Source organism: Leptospira harrisiae (genome assembly GCF_002811945.1).
Classification (GTDB): Bacteria; Spirochaetota; Leptospiria; order Leptospirales; family Leptospiraceae; genus Leptospira_A; species Leptospira_A harrisiae.
In genome coordinates, this window is record NZ_NPDX01000003.1 from 255,373 (window position 1) to 272,073 (window position 16,701).

A 16,701-nucleotide genomic window follows, 5' to 3' on the forward strand; every position below is an offset into this window, starting at 1 on the left:
TTGGTTAGTTATGCGAAAATATAGGAAAAATCCAAGGTTTACTTTTCTATTTGTTTTCGTTCTTATTTGTTTTCAATTCCATTGTTTGTTAAACCCAATTGTTAGGGAACTTTTGGATTTAGATCCCTCCAAAAAAAAGGACAACCTTTTCAACTTAAGTATCCTTCTCGGTTTGTATGGGGGCCCTTCTGCCACCATCACTCCGTCTCTAGGATTTGTCATTCTTGCCAATACAAAAATCCGCGTGGTATTCAATCGGAGTATGAATCCGGACTCTTTATCTGCTACTTTGGGAATTCCTCTAGGCCAAACTTGGTCAGATACGTATGCGGTAAATGATACGGTGGTTCTTTCCGGTACCATACCACTAGGAACAAATACCTTTCTGTTGGATGGGGCAGATGCAAATGGATTTCCTTTACCTACAATTATAGGAAGTTATACGGTTCTAGCTTCCAATACAAATTTATACTATGTCAGTCCCTCTGGAAATAATGGAAATTCAGGAACCAGTCCGGGAAGTGCCAAACTCACAATTCCTTCTACCATTACGGGAGCGACCGCTCCCGCAGCCATTTTGGTCTCTGAAGGGCACTTTCCTGTGGACAGTGGCCTCGGGACTCAAGTTAGTTTAGTAAATAATGTTTCGTTATACGGTGGATTTAGTTCTGATTTTTTAAATCGAAATTCAAATCTTTACATTTCAAAAATCATTGATACAACTACATCCGTCGTTCCAGATACCCTCACAATTAATGCGGGTGCAACCATCACGGCAACGACAGTTATAGATGGATTTACCATTCAAGGATCATCGAACCCGAATGTTACGGGAACATCCATGGCGATCTACTGTTTTTCTGGTTCACCAACAATCACAAACAACCGCGTGGAAGCTGGCACAATTGCTAACGGTAATTCGGCGGGAATTCTTTTAGAGTCATCTTCTGCAATAATATCAAACAATACCATTCATGGAGGAGTTTCGACAGTTCAATCTACCTTTGGAATCTCTGTTGGACTTAGTTCCTCACCAATCATTACCGGTAATGTCATTTTTGGAGGAATTGCTTTAGATTCTGCTCATGGAATTTATAACACTCCTCATGCAAATACGCCCACAATCTTAAGTAATACCATTGATGGAGGTACAGGAAATATTTCTTATGCATTTAACACAAGTCATCCTTCCAATTCGGTTGTCACTAGTAACATTCTGAATGGTGGAACAGGAAACGTAAGTTATGCGATATACCAGGGTGCAGGAGCCAGTGATGTCGGAATTTATCAGTTCAACACACTTTTTACTTCTGGTGGAGCCATTCGGTATTGTTTGTATGAAAATGGAGGATCCAATCCAATTAGTTTTAATGGAAACCGACTTTTCGGTTGCCAAACAGCACTTTACTTTGATGAAGGATTGAACCCAATAAACAGTATAACAACTATTAACGGGGGAACTATTGGTGGACCTACTTATTCAGGAAATTACTGAATTTTTACTTAGGTTTGCAGACAACAGGTAAATAGTTTTTTAAATAAGAGATCGTAGCTTTTTTGGCTTCTTCAACCATCCAGGGAGTGAAGTCCCCATAGGTTCGGTAAGAAAGTTTTAAAAGGGAATCGGCAATAGAAAATGCAACTGCAAAAATAGGATCCGTGTTTTCAAAAGTTGGCAATTCAAACCGGTCCATAAGTCCAAGTTTGGCAAGGTTTGCCAGTTTTGCATCTAACTCCTGGCCAACTTGGCGCATCTCTGGATGGCTCATACGATATCCATAAATCAAACGAGGGAAGGCTCTTTCTTTATTTGTGACTTCCACAGCGACATCAATAGAACGTTCAATGTATTGTTCCCAAGAAACAAAAGTTTCTCTTTTTAATAATAAAGATTTTTCTATGAGGCTTTCTGAATGAAGGAGTCGAATTCCGTGGAAGATTGCTTCCACATTGGGAAAAAAATGGTAGGCAGAAGGTCTCGGGATTTTTGCCTCTTTGCAAATGTCTGCAAAACTAATCTCTTCCGGAGATTTTTCACGTAGAAATTCCAAAGCAATTGTTAACAGTTGTGTACGCCTATTTCGTCCTTGTTTGCTTGTGAATTTAAAGGGCCGGGAAGCAAGGTCAGGGGATAAGGATGCGTCTACCAATTTATCCATAGTACGAGCCTTCTAGAAAATCATCCCCAGTCAATCCCGATGTAAAGAAAATACCTGACCTTTTTAGGGGCCAGGTGAGTGATTGTTCAGATATTACTGCACGGTGAAATTATTTGTGACCCCTTGGTAGGCAGAAATGGCACCGGTCCAACCTGACTTCCAATGGCCACGATGTCTGATACGATAAGTTCCTGCAGGAAAGGAAGTTGAGTTCCAAGAAACATTGATTTTGGAATAGGCAACCCCATCCCTTTGCCATCTGTAAGTTGTGGATGGATCGTAATCCCTTGCCACCACAGTCCAAGTGGACCCATTTTGTTTTTCCACATCCACAAAGCTGCTTCCGATGAGCATATTATTTTTAGGATGAGCTCCCCAGAATACAGCATTCACTGTGGCTCCACTGCTGTAAGATGCCGCAGGTTGGGTGAATACGGTTCCGAAACTTTTAAAAAGTGGAACATCATCAAAAACAACACCAGTTTGGAAAGTGGCTTGGTAATTTGTTAAGTCTGCTGGAGTTGGGCCCGCAGGAGAAACACTACCATTTCGCATAGCACTTGCAAGTTTACCAAATTCTTGTTCGTAGCCGAGTAAAGTGTTCGGACCAAATTGAGTAGATGCTCCTTCATATTGTTGCGAAGAATATTCTTCCCTAGTGGTAAGATAAGAAGTGTATGAATTGGAAAGTCCGGCAATCACAGTGTATTCGTTTTCCATTACATTCTTCACAAGGGAACGTAGTCTTCGACCTGCCATTGTGGATACTTCAGCAGGAATGGCAAGGATCGCTAAGTTTCCAATTTTAATGATTTGCATAGGAATCACAGGGGGAGTCCAAGGATTCCCATCGAAACTTGCAACACCTGTAGGGATGAGGACTGGTTTTTCTGCATGACATAGTTTGTATGCTTCGCTCACAGAGGTTGGCCAAAGAACACCAAGAAATCCGCCGAGGAAACTTGCTTTAAACGCATCTGCAGTGTTTGTATTCCAATCTAAAGAATCTACAGTGGTTCCCTCATCAAAAAAATCCACGGAGACTGCGTTGTCTTCTACACTACCGGCAGAAAAAGAGGCTCCCATTCCAGCAGGACAAGTTGTGGTTCCTAAACTACTTATATAAAGATTAGAGAAGTTAACATAAGTATGACGGAAGTCAACAGAACCTGTCAATTGTGTATTGGCAGATGAATACAATGATTGTGCTTTCCCTAATTGTTTATCTGCAATTATCTTTTGCCGTGCATAGTCATTCACTCCATCGGCTGGACCCCAAAGATTCGGAGTTACATCACCGGCATTCGATTGAGCGAAAGCAGCAACAAAAGTTTGGTTTGCTGAATAATTAGTTCCTTTGGACTTTTCAAATAAATAAGAAGCAAGTCCCTTATTATCCCCACCAATTAACTTATTTGTCGGGCCCACGTTGGTGGGATGAACTGCAAACCAGTTGACCATTCCTAGTTCTCTTCCGTCGGCTGCAACCAACTTTAATAATGTCATCGTATGGTCTACGTTAGATGCATAGTAGTTCCTTTCGCTAACTGGGTTTTTGTCATATGCGACTGGTGAACGGTTTTTACTTGCGTCAGTTAAATTTCCTTGGTTGATATACACATTTCCAGGAACTAAGTTTTGGTGAGCCAATTTGATAGAACGATAGATACCATCGACAATTACATCATAGTTTTCTTTTATAAAACCAGCAGTGGTTGCATTGTATAAAAAATAATGTGAATACCCACCAGGACCACTATGGGTGTGGGTAGCAGACAATAAAACGTTTGCTTCGTTGTAATAAGGAGAAAGTTCAGAATCCAAAGCAATTTTTTTACTCACCGCTTGTTTGATGGATTGGAAAATCATTCCTAAATCTGCACTGACAAAAACGACTCGTTTTGAGGCATCTCCAATGATATAGGCCCTTGACCAAAGGCGCATATAAATTCCTTCTGTTTTTTGCGCTGTTTCCGCAAATCCCATCATGCCCACTTCTGCTGCAGGTCCTGTGATATCGTAAATTCCAGCACCGACTAAATATGGCGACGAACCAAGAGTTGGTGCTACTGCACGATTCACTCCTGATGAACTCACCAAATCTGACTGGGAACTATCTGTGGTACCGCTACTCACGAGTCCAAGGATAGGCGATGGGGATGGTTTCTGGTCTGAACAATGCAATACCAGAAAACTACAAACAATGGTAAAACCCAAGCGCACTCGGGATTCTCTTTTGGAATTCATATACTTTCTCCGAATCTAAATTTCTAAATAAAACAGTTTTTCGCTTAGATTTTGTCTTCCCGCCAAGGCCAGCCCAAAACCAAATTCGGTTTATAAGTCTAAACAGTGTTAAAAATAAGGCAAGAAATTTAATCGACATATGTCGATTTTTATAGAGCACTGTTCAGGATTACGCTACAAAGCAAAGGGAATCTCCGAAGGAACTGTACAATTCGAAAGGAAAACGGGTGTTATTTTTCCAAAATGGAAAAAGGTAAGTCACTTACTTTTTTCAGTGAATTGATTTCTCTCGTCCCTCTCGATCTAAATTCCATAAAAATGGAAATTTGATGGCATTTTTTTAGTCGACAGATGTCGGCCAGTGTGACGCAAGTGGCCTGAAGTCCCGGTCCGAATTCTGGTTCCGGTTCTTGAGGAACGATGAAACCAAATTGGAAACCGCAACAAAACTTGAAGTCTATCTTCACTTCTCTTTGTTTACTCAACGCTCTGTCTTGTGCGCCGGCAAAAAATACAGAGCCGGCATTTCTCTCCTTACTTTTGTCCGGTGGGAGTGGACAAACAGAATCCAGCGGAATTGTTTCCTTGGGACTTTCTAAGACTGTCCAAACGGTGAATTCCCCACATAGTTTCGATTACAACCTGACATCCCAAGAAAGAGAAATTTCGATTTCAGAAAAAACAAACAACCAATTCACAGACCAAATTTTTGTGGATGGTCTTGGACGAGAGGTATCTTTCCGAGGATTTAATATTTCAGGAAATATGAAACTCGCACAACACGGATTCAAACCATTTGCCAATGATGCCGATGCCGAATCTGCATTTACTCGGCTTGGAAAAACCACGGGTTCAAATATCATTCGTTATACGATTGCATGGGAAGGAATTCATCCTGCGGTAGATACTATCGATTACAATTACTTAGATGCTGTCATAAACCAAATCAAGAAAGCTACCGCCAAACGAATGTACATTCTACTGGATTACCACCAAGATTTGTTTTCACGCCATCTCTTTAATAAAAACTCATGGCATACGGGAAACGGTGCACCGGCCTGGATCACAAAAGGAGGAAGTTATCCAAACGAATACTGTGGAATCATTTGTGCGAGTTGGAGCCAAAACAATTTAACAAACGAAGCAGTACGCCGCGGCTTCCGTAATTTTTGGAACAATGCACCACTATCAACCACGCTTGGAACAAGGAATATGCAATCCGAGTTCCTTTGGCAAATTGGAAAAACTGCAGCGTATCTCAAAGAGAAACTAAGTGCAGAAGAATTTTCTTACGTACTTGGCCTTGATCCATTTAATGAACCAGTGGATGGGGGCATGGAAGGTTTAACCCCAGCACAGTGGGACAATCAAAAACTATGGCCAATGTACAAAAAAATCCGAACTATCTTAAATCAAAATGGATGGGAAAACAAATGGGTATTTGCTGAACCTCTGGTTTTCTGGAATACAAACGTAGGTTCGGCGATTGCACCTGCAACAGGAGGCGGACATTTACTTTCACCACCTGGCCCTGGTTTTGTTTTTAATTCACACTTTTATGATGCTGGTCGTATGGGAACCGATCTCACTGGTATCGATAACGCCACGTATTTCAAGTATTTAGATGAAATTAGAAAGGAATCTAGATTTTTAAAAATTCCTGTTTTCCTAAGTGAGTTTGGAATGTGGTTGAGAGGTACAGGGGCAAAAGACACTCCGCGGATGATCAGTGCAGTTTACCAAGCAATGGAAATTTCCGATGGGAATCAAACTTCAAAATCTAGATTTGTCGATTTTTACAATCCCATAGTATCAGGAACACAGTGGCATTGGGATTATTATTACAATAACCATGCAGAATATATGAATGGAAATCCAAACAAACTCATTACCACAAAAGATGCATGGAATGAAGAAGACTTTTCTGTAGTGGGTAATTATGGAACCAGTTTCAATGTAAACAATTATACAATTGAACGTGGGTATTTACGTAAGTCCCAAGGCCGAATCATCAGTAGCCATTACAATACGGTAGGATTTGATACTTGGAATAATTTATTTTCTTGGGCCGCGATCAAACCGGGTGAAACAGAACCAAAATACTTTGTTGGAAAAAGGTTCCAGTTAATCATTTGGAAAGGAAGGTTTTCGGGTGCGCCTACTGAAATTTATCTGCCAACTCATTTTGATTTGACAAAGACTGTTTTGATTTCTGAAAAAAGAATTTATCAACAAGGAATTCCAACCACTCCTAACCAAGAATTTAATGAGGTCGTGGCCATTCCCGATCGAAATCGAGAAGTCGGTTCAGGAAATATTTTGCATATTTGGGATGATTTGGACTTGGATGAAAATCCAAATTCTTCCTACCATTATGTTTTGGTTGTGGATGGTGCTAGTGGTTTATATACAGCACAAACACTCCAAGAGATCCAATCTAAACTCAACACTCGGATTCTTTTAGAACAAAAAAGTCCGATTTATTTAACAGGTAAAATGACATACGGCGGATACCCCGCCGAATCATCAAATTAGAGTTAGCTGACTCTCTCCCGAATTTTCCAAATTCCAGATTTGGCTGTTTCTTTGGCATAGGTTCGAAAGTCTTTTGGCTTTCGACCAAGTGCCAACTCCAAATCGTTAACCACTGATTCATTCCGTCCATCAAGTACTGTCCGAAACAAATACGAAGTAAGCCAAAGCACCTCTTCTGGGAGGCCAAAGTTTTTCAAAGTAGCCAAATAATCATCTAACGGAAGTTCTTCGAATGAAATTGTTTGGTTTGTGACTTCCGCTATCGTTTGGAAAACTTCTTTAAAACTGACAAGTTCGGGACCTGTTAGTTCATACAGTTTGTTTTTATGATTGTCAGTGGTAAGTGAGGCAAATGCTAACTCACAAAGGTCATCCAAATCCACAAACGGTTCTCTGGCCTCTACTTTTGGGAATAAAACTCTACCTTCAGTGATCTGTTCTAAAAACATTCCTTCGCTAAAGTTTTGTAGAAACCAACTCGACCGAAGGATGGTCCATTCCAATCCGGAGTTTTGTACAACTTGTTCGCAGGCCATTGCTTCTGGTTCGCCTCTACCGGATAACAAAAAAATCCGTTTTACTTGATTTTTTTGACAGACATGGACCAAAGTTTTTATGGCTTCCAGAGAGGAAGGCACCGCTAAGTCAGGTTGGAAGCTAATGTAAACTTGGTTTATTTCTTTTACAACTTCTTGCCAACCTTCTGGTTTTTCCCAATCAAAAGTTGGTTTCGCTTTTCTTGAACCCAATCGGACAGGAAAACCTGCTTGGTTCAATTTAGATACAATTCTTGATCCAGTTTTTCCATTGGATCCAATGATAAGTGTTTTAGGTTTCATGAATTTAAGAATACAAGAAACTTAAAGATTAAAATTGAACAAACCCGACAGAGTTTAAATTTTTTCCCGAAATCGAAATGGTTTTTCTTTGGTGAAAGACTTGAATTGACGAATGAAATGTGACTGGTCAGAATACCCACTCATATAGGCAACATCGGTTAACTTAGATTTATTTTCACCATCTAACTCACGTAAGCTAGATTGAAATCGTATGATGGTAGAAAATTGTTTAGGAGTGAGACCTACATAATTTTGGAATCGTCTTTGTAACGTGCGTTCTGACAACCCATGTTTTTTAGATAACTTTCCAATTTCACAATTTCCTTTTTCTTCCAAAATTTCTTCAATACAAACCTGTAAAATGGGGTCTGGTTGAAATGCCTTTCCCTTTTCCAAAATAAAATTCACTAAGGCCATGTGTGCAAGAGAATAAGAAAATTCTTCAATCGATAATCTAAAGTTAGGTTCTTCAATCCAATCTGCAGAAGGTATGGAAAAACAGGAATTAGTGAGTTCCGTCGCAGGAATTCCCAATGATGTTTCTACAACCGCAGGAAAAAGTTGTACCATGACAAAGAAAAAGGGACCATTTATTTCGATTTGTATTGGTTCAATGGTTTGACCATAAACAAAAACTGGATCCATCACTTTGGATGCAGATCCAACATAAACTGTAACCGGTTTTTTAGAATGAAAAAATACAATTCCAGGAAATCCATCCGCATAAAAAGGAAGAGTTTGTTTTTCTTCTTTATCTGATTCAAAAACAAAAACAGATTGGATCAGCAACTTTTCCTTAGGACTTAGTTTGGGGTTTGTTACTTTCATGCGATACTGATACTAAACTACTTTATACAAACACATTCTTAAATTTAATTCAATTCATAAATAAAGAAGGATTATAGTTTCACAATTTACTTAGACTTCTAATCTATATTTTTTGATATTTTTTTTAGCAATTAAAACTACGAAAAGAAAAAATACATATAACAGATGTAATTATTTTTTTTTACACAAAACATGATTTATTTTTTTTACACATTTACACGTGAGAGAGCAAAAAGCGATTGTGATCTTAATGGCAAAATTCTCGATTCTAGACTTAGTATTTATCAACGAAGGGAACACACCCAAAGATGCTCTCGCCAATTCGGTTAAAGTAGCAAAGGCAGCAGAAAATTTGGGTTACCACCGCATTTGGGTAGCAGAACATCATAACTTCCCCGCAATTGCCAGTGCAGCCACTTCTGTGGTGATTGGTCATTTGGCAGAAAATACAAAAACCATACGAATCGGTGCCGGTGGGATCATGTTACCGAATCATTCCCCACTTGTGATTGCAGAACAATTTGGGACATTAGAAAGTTTATATCCAGGACGGATCGACTTAGGTCTTGGTCGTGCTCCAGGAACAGACCAACTCACCTTACGAGCGTTACGCAGAGATTCCATGAGTGCACAAACCTTTCCAGAAGATGTAAAAGAATTACTGGCTTATTTTGAAGATGATGCCAACCAATTACAAGTTCGTGCCATTCCCGGAATGGGAACTCATGTGCCTGTTTGGATTTTGGGTTCCAGTTTGTTTGGAGCCCAACTGGCTGCCATCCTTGGACTTCCTTATGCCTTTGCTTCTCATTTTGCTCCAGGTGCTCTTATGGAAGCCATAAGTATTTATCGAAAACAATTTCGACCTTCTGTATATCTAGACAAACCCTATGTGATGGTAGGAGTGAATGTAATTGCAGCCGATACAGACAAAGAAGCAAAGTATCTTTTCACAAGTTCACAACAATCATTTACACGTATCCTGAGAAACGCAAGGGGAACCTTTCCTGCTCCCATCGATGACATTGACACCTTCTGGTCCCCGCAAGAAAAACAAATGGCATCCCAGATGTTATCTTATTCTGTGGTGGGCGCACCTGACACAATTAAGGCGGGAATAACAAAGATACTCGAGGAAACCAAAGCCGATGAACTGATGACTGTCACTTCTGTTTATGATACGGATGCTAAAATCAAATCATTAGAAATCTTGGCAAAATTGGGATTTTGAGGTTTTCCAAATTCTATTTTTCCAAGATTTGTTTTCTTCCTTTGTTCCAATAGTTTTTTCATTGATTTAATGAATCCATGCAACTTTTTATAGTTAACTCGGGTCAAATCCTTTCGTATAAGGTTCATCAATGAAATACAACTCCAAAACTCTATGGTTTGTCTCCTTTGCCCTCATCATTTTTTCCACTGCCTCCTGTTCTCGTGGATGGTTAAGAGGTAAAATCCAAGAACGATTCCAAAAAAAAATGGAGGAAAAACCAGCACCCATCGCATCTACGGATATAACACAAAAGATTGATTCTCCTGGTGATTATACCTTTACCTTTTCATTTGGCGGAATTCCAAGATATTACAAATTACATGTACCAAAGTCATATTCACCTAACAAAGAAATACCTCTACTCTTTGTTTTACACGGTGGCGGTGGTGACATGGAAATTCAATCAAACGAAGACTATTATCATCAAATTTCCAAATCAGAAGAAAATGGACATATTGTCGTTTTTCCCAATGGTTATAGCAAATACAAATCAGGTAAAATAGCCACATGGAATGCAGGAAATTGTTGTGCAGAGGCTCGTGATAAAAAAATCGATGATGTTGGCTTTATCAAAGAAATTTTAAACCATACCACCAAACAACTGCATATCGACAAATCCAAAGTATATTCGACTGGAATGTCAAATGGGGCAATGATGACCTATCGTCTTGCCTGTGAAATGACGGACAAACTCTCAGCCATCGCCACTGTTGCAGGAACTGATAATACAATTTCTTGTAATCCATCCAAACCAATCTCCGTTTTGCATATTCATGCAAAAGACGATGATAAAGTTTTATTCCATGGCGGTGCTGGAAATAGTTTTAAGGATAGGTCACTTGTTACAGACTTTGTTTCTGTTCCTAAATCCATATCTAAATGGGTCACCTTTAACCAGTGTAACCCAACTCCCAAAAGAGTATTAGAGGAACCAGGTGTAACTTGTGATGAATATAACGAATGCAAAGATGGTGTGAAGGTAAAACTTTGTGTCACTGAAAACGGAGGGCATTCTTGGCCTGGTGGCAAAAAACCATCCTTTTTCTTTGGTTCTGCTTCACCTTCCGAAGCCATCAAAGCAAATGATGTTATGTGGGAATTTTTTAAAGAAAACTAACCATTACAAAATCAAAAACTAGTATATAGAATCTCTCCGTATACTAGTTGATAAAACACTTCCAGGTTCCTATGATTTTTCCTTTTCGCAAAAGAACCACTTCCCCCATCTCCGCCATTACCTTTTCACTTTGAGTTGGTCGGTAAAAAACGTAATCATCCGGTTGTAAAGCGGTCGCCAAACTTCCATTTAAAATTCCCTGATTTGTACTGGCACCATAAAGACTATTATCAAATAGACCTTGCGGAGATTCTTTTTTGGCAAGATAGGCTCCGCCATAAGTAAAATAAGTCACTTGTAAGTTAGGATTCCACAAAGGGAATAAAAAGGAAATAGATTCTAAAAAAGGAATGGTGGTTCCTTCCAATCGTTTCAAAACAGGGGCGGCAATAAAAAAAGCAGGTTTGTGTTCTATGAGTGTACTCACATCAAAATCAGTAGGCATCACTAAGGCCGAACCAACAGAGACATCATTCACCACTTGTTGGTTCTTTTGATAGAACCGATAAGTTTTACTTCCTCCACCATTCAACAGCAATTCTTTTGCAAACAAATTAGGGAAAGATTTTTTACCTGAACTTACAAAGCGTTCATATTTGATAAGTGAAGATTGAATTTCTTTTTCTATCGCTTGATTTTTATCACCTAACAAATTTGGTACGGAAGCTACATGTGGTTCATATCCCATAAACCCATCAAATTCTAAATTTTTAGAATGATCTTGAATCATAGTAAATATTTTATTTGTATCCGAGGGAAGGCTAAATCCTCCGCGATGGAGACCGACATCAATTTCCAAAACCAAATGTAATTTTAAATTTTTTAATTTTGCAAATTCCAAGTATTGGCTGAGTCTTGTTTCCGTATCCACTAACCAATGGATTTTTTGAAACCGATCCATCTTTGTTTTTTGATAAATATCTTCTAAAGCGCGCACTGGCATCGGTTTTCCAAGAAGAATATCAAACGAAGAAAATTCTGGATCACTCAGTAACATCATAAGATCTCCCGAATGGAAAACCATCAAACGATTTGTACTTGTAACTTTTGTAATATAGCGAAGGAGATCAAGCGATGGTAGGGATTTTACAACAATTCGATAGTGTAAAGGTGGTGGAATGTTTTTGGAGAGAATGGATAAATTTTCATCCAACCGGTCTAAATCCAAAAGTATTACCGGTTTTCCAAATCCATTTGTTTTTAACTCTACATTGAGACGAGAAAAATATTCCTGATAGGGAGAACCTTCATCTTTCGGTTTTAGAAAAGATATAATGATGATGGCGAAAAGAAGAGAAAACCAGAGACGAGATTTAAACATAAGCTACCAACTTGAATTGACTAGAAAAAATATTCAGTGGATTCTTCCAAACATACTTTATATCTTTCATTGACCATAGAAAGATTGAGCAATCAAATCACCTAAAGAAAAGTTGTAAACAGAAAAACTTTTTATCATTTATACTGTAAGATAAACACGTATATTATGTTATCTCCTCACCCCAATTTTGTTACTTTTTGGCACATTGATTCAACTTATATCACTAAGCGATGTTTGATGTTCGTTTTTAAATACAGTTACTTTCTGATGTTTTCCAGAAAAAAGGACCCTTTTGTTCTTGGTAAAAATCTACTATAAGTATTAATTATGTAAAAGGCTTATTCTTTTCCTTTGGATTTGTAATGAAAATTCGTTATCTATTTGCGATTTACTGCACTTTATTCATTCTTCCGCCAATTGATGCAAGCCCCAATCTTACCTCCTTTCAATTAAACGATGTCACTGAACTTGTTCAATTAGCTGGACCTTGGAAATTCAATCCAAAAGACGACATAACCCAAGCAAAAAACCTATTTCCTGATTCTGACTGGAGCGAACTATCTGTCCCGGCCCAATGGAATAACTCGGGTTTATCTGGTTTTCAAATTGGATGGTACAGGCAATCATTCAAAGTTTCCAATGTTTTTAAAAACAAAAATATAAGTATTCTTACTCCGATCATAGCAGATGCCAATGAAATCTATATCAATGGATTTCTTGTTGGTAGAACTGGTTTGATTTCAGAACAAGGTGAACTCATCAAAAAAAGCAGTAGGATCAGTGTATATTCGATCCCTCCAAATATCATTAACTTTGATGGAGAAAATACTATTGCCGTACGTGTAGCCGATGACGTTGGTTGGGGTGGTTTCGTAAATTCCGAATTTTATATGGGAGAGTCAGATCTCATCCAAGGAAAATTCTACAAATACATTATGTGGAATTCGGCAATCTGTTTTGCATTTTTATACTCTGCAATTTATTGTTTGATACTTTGGTTACGAAGCCGAAGAGAACGAGCTTATTTAATGTATTTCTTTTTTGCAATCCTTGCAGGGCTTGCTACATTCGGAAATTTATCCCTTCCTTATTTTATATGGGATAATTTCTGGTTCAATCATTTCTTCTTTCATCCCGCTTTGAATTTAATGGGTATCTTTGGGACTCTTTTCTTTTTTGAATTTGCTGGGCAAAAACCATCAAAGTGGATCAAAGGAATCCTTTGGTTTCATCTTAGTCTCGCGATCATTTCCCTTTTTACTTTTCATCCTTTTATATTGGATCTTTATTCAAAGTATACATTAAATGTGAATGATATACTTTCCTTACTGGAACTTCTTTTCATTTTTGGTTTCACAATCAAAGCAGTTCGAAACAAACAACCAGGTGCAATTATTATCTTAATTGGACAAATCGGATTAGGGACCACCGTTATCTTCTCAGTTTTAAGTTACCTCCAAGTTTATGTTTCTATTTTAGATAGGTCTCTTTCTGAAGGATTTTTGTTTTATACATTAAGTTTGTCTTTTGCTTTATCGATACGATTTGCAAAACTCTATGAAGTAACTAACCAGTTAAAAAGTGAATTAGAAAAGAAAAACGAAGAACTAGTTTCATTGGATAAAATGAAAAATGAGTTTCTATCTAATACGTCACATGAACTCCGAACTCCATTAAATGGAATCATCGGAATCACTGAATCGTTGATTGAAGGTGCAATGGGTACAGTCAGCAATGGTGTCGCCAAAAACTTAGGGTTCATCATATCATCAGCAAAAAGACTTTCGAATTTGGTAAACGACCTACTTGACTTTTCGATGATGAAAAATAGAAGGTTTAATCTTTTTCCAATCACTCTTGCCATCCAACCTTCTGTAGAAATAACACTGAGCCTACTAGAACCGACGGCCAAAGAAAAAGGAATTACTCTCATTAGTGAAATTCCCGACAACACTCCCTTGGTCTTTGGGGATGAAAGCAGAATCCAACAGATTCTTTTTAATTTAATCGGAAATGCAATCAAATTCACCGATACGGGGAGCATTCGAATCACAGTTCAAACCATTAACAATGGTTTTGCGGATTATCTAGAAGTTTCTGTCATTGATACAGGGATTGGATTGTCAAAAGAAGATCAAAACAAAATTTTTTCACCGTTTGCCCAAGCCGATGCCAGTATCTCTAGAAACTTTGGCGGTGTGGGGCTTGGACTATCTATCACCAAAAACTTAGTAGAATTACATACTGGTAATATTTCCGTTGAATCAGAATTAGGCAAAGGATCGGCATTTCGATTCACATTGCCTCTTGCCAATGGACAAACAGAATTCCGTCCACTGCAAAACTCAATTGGCGATGGGACCCATGTTTGGATGTCAACGGAAGACCTTCGCGGAAACTTTATCGTTGAACAAGCGTATATTGAACGAGTTGAGCTTAGCACCAACCTATCCAAAGATTTAAACAGAAATCTTACCATCCTTGCGGTAGACGATGACCCAATTAATTTAGAAGTTTTAAAAATCCAACTCAGCGGATCAGGATTCAACGTCATACCTGTATTAGATGGACCAACTGCCATTTCCGTAGCCAAGGAGATAAATCCAGACTTGGTATTATTAGATATTATGATGCCGAAAATGAGTGGTTACCAAGTATGTAAAATCTTAAGAGAATCATATTCTATGTATGAAATGCCAATTCTAATGTTAACAGCAAAAAATAGAATTGAAGATGTGCTTTCGGGATTAGAAGCAGGTGCCAATGATTATTTAGGAAAACCTTTCGATAAAAGAGAACTTCTAGCAAGGGTCAACACACTCATTCTTTTAAAATCAGCAGTAGAAGAAAAAGAAGATTACTTAAGCATTAAAGCAGAACTCAAACTCGCCAAAAAAATTCAAGATTCATCCCTGCCATTACATCCTCCAACGGGAGGAAAAGCAACTATCGTATCTAGATACAACCCAATGACTTCTATCGGAGGTGATTATTATGACTTCCACACTCCCGACGAATACAGTTTAGGTGTTGTGATTGCTGATGTCTCCGGGCATGGAATCCCTGCGGCTATCGTTGCTGCCATGTTTAAGATGGCATTTAACTTACAAAAACATGTTTCGAAAAAACCAAACGAAGTCCTAAAAAGAATCAACAAACTTCTTTTAGATTCCATTCATAAACAATTTGTAACTGCCTGTTATTTATTTTTTGATTTAGAAAACCAAAGAATTCTTTACGCAAGTGCAGGTCACCCTCCAGTCGCTTTTTATAGACGCAAATCTAACAAAGTAGAGCTGGTAAGGCCAAAAGGAAGGATTCTAGGATGTTTTCCTGAAATTCCAGATGAAATTTTGGATCTCCCTTTTGCCGTTGGAGACCGTGTTATTTTATATACTGACGGAATTTCTGAAGCTAGAAATCTCGCCGGAGAAATGTTTGGTGATGAGAGGCTCAGCAATTATATTGTTGAAAATTCTAAAAATCGCTCAGCAGACCTTTTTGCAGACGGACTTTTAGAACAAGTCAAAGAATTTTGTGGTAAATCCATTCCAGATGATGACATAACACTTGTAGTTGTTGACCTCTAACCTCACCAAACATCTAACTTTTTTTTCTTCTAATAAAATTAGAGATGATATAATTTACTATAGGTTCAAAATCTCTCCTAATTCATTTCCTATGAATTGGAGGTTATTATGAGTGAATATATATATTGTTCTGGGCCAATGTTTACCCCAGAAGAGCTAAACACAATGGCAAGTATTGCAGCGAGTTTAGAAGGTGCTGGTTACAAAACATACCTTCCACAAAGGGATGGAATTGAAGTGGCGAAAGTAATGGCCATGGTAAATACACCAATCATCTCTGGCGAAATCTTTCGAGACATTATGATTTTTGTGCAAAAAGCAGTTTTTGCTATGGATGTTTACCAAGTTGTAGAACGATGTAATGCAACTGTTTTCAACATGAATGGCCGGCCTGCTGATGACGGTTCTATTTCTGAAACCGGAATATCGTTTGCAGTAGGAAAACCAATTGTAATTTATAAAAACGATCCAAGAACCGAATTCAACGGTTTAGACAATCCTCTCCTAACAGGCCTTAGCTATAACTGGAAGTATGTCACAGACATTGCAAAAATTCCAACAAATCTTGCGGAAATGATTGTAAAAGTCAATGCAGCTGGCGAAAATCTTTATCTTAAAAATCCTCCCCCCATGGTCAAAAAAACTATGGAAGTTGGTAAAGAAGTCTGGGAAATTCTGCAAATCATTCGGTTCTTTGAACACAAAGAAAAAGATTTAGTAAACATCCTTAAAGTTCTTATGGAAAAACTAAAAGCATCTGCAAGTTTTATGAAATACTTAGAAGGTTAAATT

11 protein-coding genes are annotated in these 16,701 nt (G+C 38.3%); 6 read left to right on the forward strand and 5 right to left on the reverse strand.

What is annotated here, in order from left to right; translation table 11 throughout:
* The first annotated feature begins 112 nt into the window (after positions 1–112).
* Positions 113–1,495 carry a hypothetical protein gene (locus CH364_RS12925; RefSeq protein ID WP_243401407.1) on the forward strand — a complete coding sequence of 461 codons (1,383 nt, stop codon included), beginning with the start codon at positions 113–115 and terminating at the stop codon, positions 1,493–1,495.
* Positions 1,496–1,499: 4 nt separating this feature from the next.
* On the opposite strand, the gene CH364_RS12930 is transcribed toward CH364_RS12925, so the two are convergent.
* Positions 1,500–2,159, reverse strand: a complete 660-nt coding sequence (locus CH364_RS12930) for a TetR/AcrR family transcriptional regulator (RefSeq protein WP_100744498.1) — start codon at positions 2,157–2,159, stop codon at positions 1,500–1,502.
* A 93-nt stretch (positions 2,160–2,252) separates the two neighbouring features.
* The gene (locus CH364_RS12935) at positions 2,253–4,406 is read right to left on the reverse strand and encodes a neutral/alkaline ceramidase (protein WP_100744497.1); all 2,154 of its coding nucleotides are present in this window, start codon (positions 4,404–4,406) and stop codon (positions 2,253–2,255) included.
* 420 nt (positions 4,407–4,826) lie between these two features.
* Here CH364_RS12935 and CH364_RS12940 point away from each other — a divergent pair, with 420 nt between their 5' ends.
* Positions 4,827–6,941: a cellulase family glycosylhydrolase gene (locus CH364_RS12940; RefSeq protein WP_100744496.1), complete on the forward strand. Its 2,115-nt coding sequence runs from the start codon at positions 4,827–4,829 to the stop codon at positions 6,939–6,941.
* A 2-nt stretch (positions 6,942–6,943) separates the two neighbouring features.
* Here the strand turns inward: CH364_RS12940 and CH364_RS12945 are convergent, their stop codons facing one another.
* Complete coding sequence (locus CH364_RS12945; RefSeq protein WP_100744495.1) at positions 6,944–7,780, reverse strand: NAD(P)H-binding protein; 837 nt, start codon at positions 7,778–7,780, stop codon at positions 6,944–6,946.
* A 54-nt stretch (positions 7,781–7,834) separates the two neighbouring features.
* A complete protein-coding gene (locus CH364_RS12950) occupies positions 7,835–8,608 on the reverse strand; it encodes a helix-turn-helix domain-containing protein (RefSeq protein WP_100744494.1) in 774 nt (257 codons plus the stop codon).
* Between the two features lie 250 nt (positions 8,609–8,858).
* On the opposite strand from CH364_RS12950, the gene CH364_RS12955 reads away from it, so the two are divergent.
* Positions 8,859–9,839: an LLM class flavin-dependent oxidoreductase gene (locus tag CH364_RS12955; RefSeq protein WP_100744493.1), complete on the forward strand. Its 981-nt coding sequence runs from the start codon at positions 8,859–8,861 to the stop codon at positions 9,837–9,839.
* A gap of 130 nt (positions 9,840–9,969) precedes the next feature.
* Complete coding sequence (locus CH364_RS12960) at positions 9,970–10,998, forward strand: CE1 family esterase (protein ID WP_100744491.1); 1,029 nt, start codon at positions 9,970–9,972, stop codon at positions 10,996–10,998.
* Positions 10,999–11,041: 43 nt separating this feature from the next.
* Here CH364_RS12960 and CH364_RS12965 read toward each other — a convergent pair whose 3' ends face one another.
* Complete coding sequence (locus CH364_RS12965) at positions 11,042–12,319, reverse strand: alanine racemase (protein WP_100744490.1); 1,278 nt, start codon at positions 12,317–12,319, stop codon at positions 11,042–11,044.
* Between the two features lie 362 nt (positions 12,320–12,681).
* Between CH364_RS12965 and CH364_RS12970 the strand changes: the two genes are divergently transcribed.
* Both CH364_RS12970 and CH364_RS12975 read left to right on the forward strand, forming a co-directional pair.
* Positions 12,682–15,909 carry a SpoIIE family protein phosphatase gene (locus CH364_RS12970; RefSeq protein ID WP_100744489.1) on the forward strand — a complete coding sequence of 1,076 codons (3,228 nt, stop codon included), beginning with the start codon at positions 12,682–12,684 and terminating at the stop codon, positions 15,907–15,909.
* Between the two features lie 108 nt (positions 15,910–16,017).
* Positions 16,018–16,698, forward strand: a complete 681-nt coding sequence (locus tag CH364_RS12975) for a nucleoside 2-deoxyribosyltransferase (RefSeq protein WP_100744488.1) — start codon at positions 16,018–16,020, stop codon at positions 16,696–16,698.
* Positions 16,699–16,701 lie beyond the last annotated feature (3 nt).

Excerpts from the sequence above, each read along its gene's own strand:
- CH364_RS12930 (WP_100744498.1), bottom strand. The coding sequence starts at position 2,159 with ATGGATAAATTGGTAGACGCATCCTTATCCCCTGACCTTGCTTCCCGG.
- CH364_RS12935 (WP_100744497.1), bottom strand. The coding sequence starts at position 4,406 with ATGAATTCCAAAAGAGAATCCCGAGTGCGCTTGGGTTTTACCATTGTT.
- CH364_RS12940 (WP_100744496.1), top strand. The coding sequence starts at position 4,827 with ATGAAACCAAATTGGAAACCGCAACAAAACTTGAAGTCTATCTTCACT.
- CH364_RS12945 (WP_100744495.1), bottom strand. The coding sequence starts at position 7,780 with ATGAAACCTAAAACACTTATCATTGGATCCAATGGAAAAACTGGATCA.
- CH364_RS12950 (WP_100744494.1), bottom strand. The coding sequence starts at position 8,608 with ATGAAAGTAACAAACCCCAAACTAAGTCCTAAGGAAAAGTTGCTGATC.
- CH364_RS12955 (WP_100744493.1), top strand. The coding sequence starts at position 8,859 with ATGGCAAAATTCTCGATTCTAGACTTAGTATTTATCAACGAAGGGAAC.
- CH364_RS12960 (WP_100744491.1), top strand. The coding sequence starts at position 9,970 with ATGAAATACAACTCCAAAACTCTATGGTTTGTCTCCTTTGCCCTCATC.
- CH364_RS12965 (WP_100744490.1), bottom strand. The coding sequence starts at position 12,319 with ATGTTTAAATCTCGTCTCTGGTTTTCTCTTCTTTTCGCCATCATCATT.
- CH364_RS12970 (WP_100744489.1), top strand. The coding sequence starts at position 12,682 with ATGAAAATTCGTTATCTATTTGCGATTTACTGCACTTTATTCATTCTT.
- CH364_RS12975 (WP_100744488.1), top strand. The coding sequence starts at position 16,018 with ATGAGTGAATATATATATTGTTCTGGGCCAATGTTTACCCCAGAAGAG.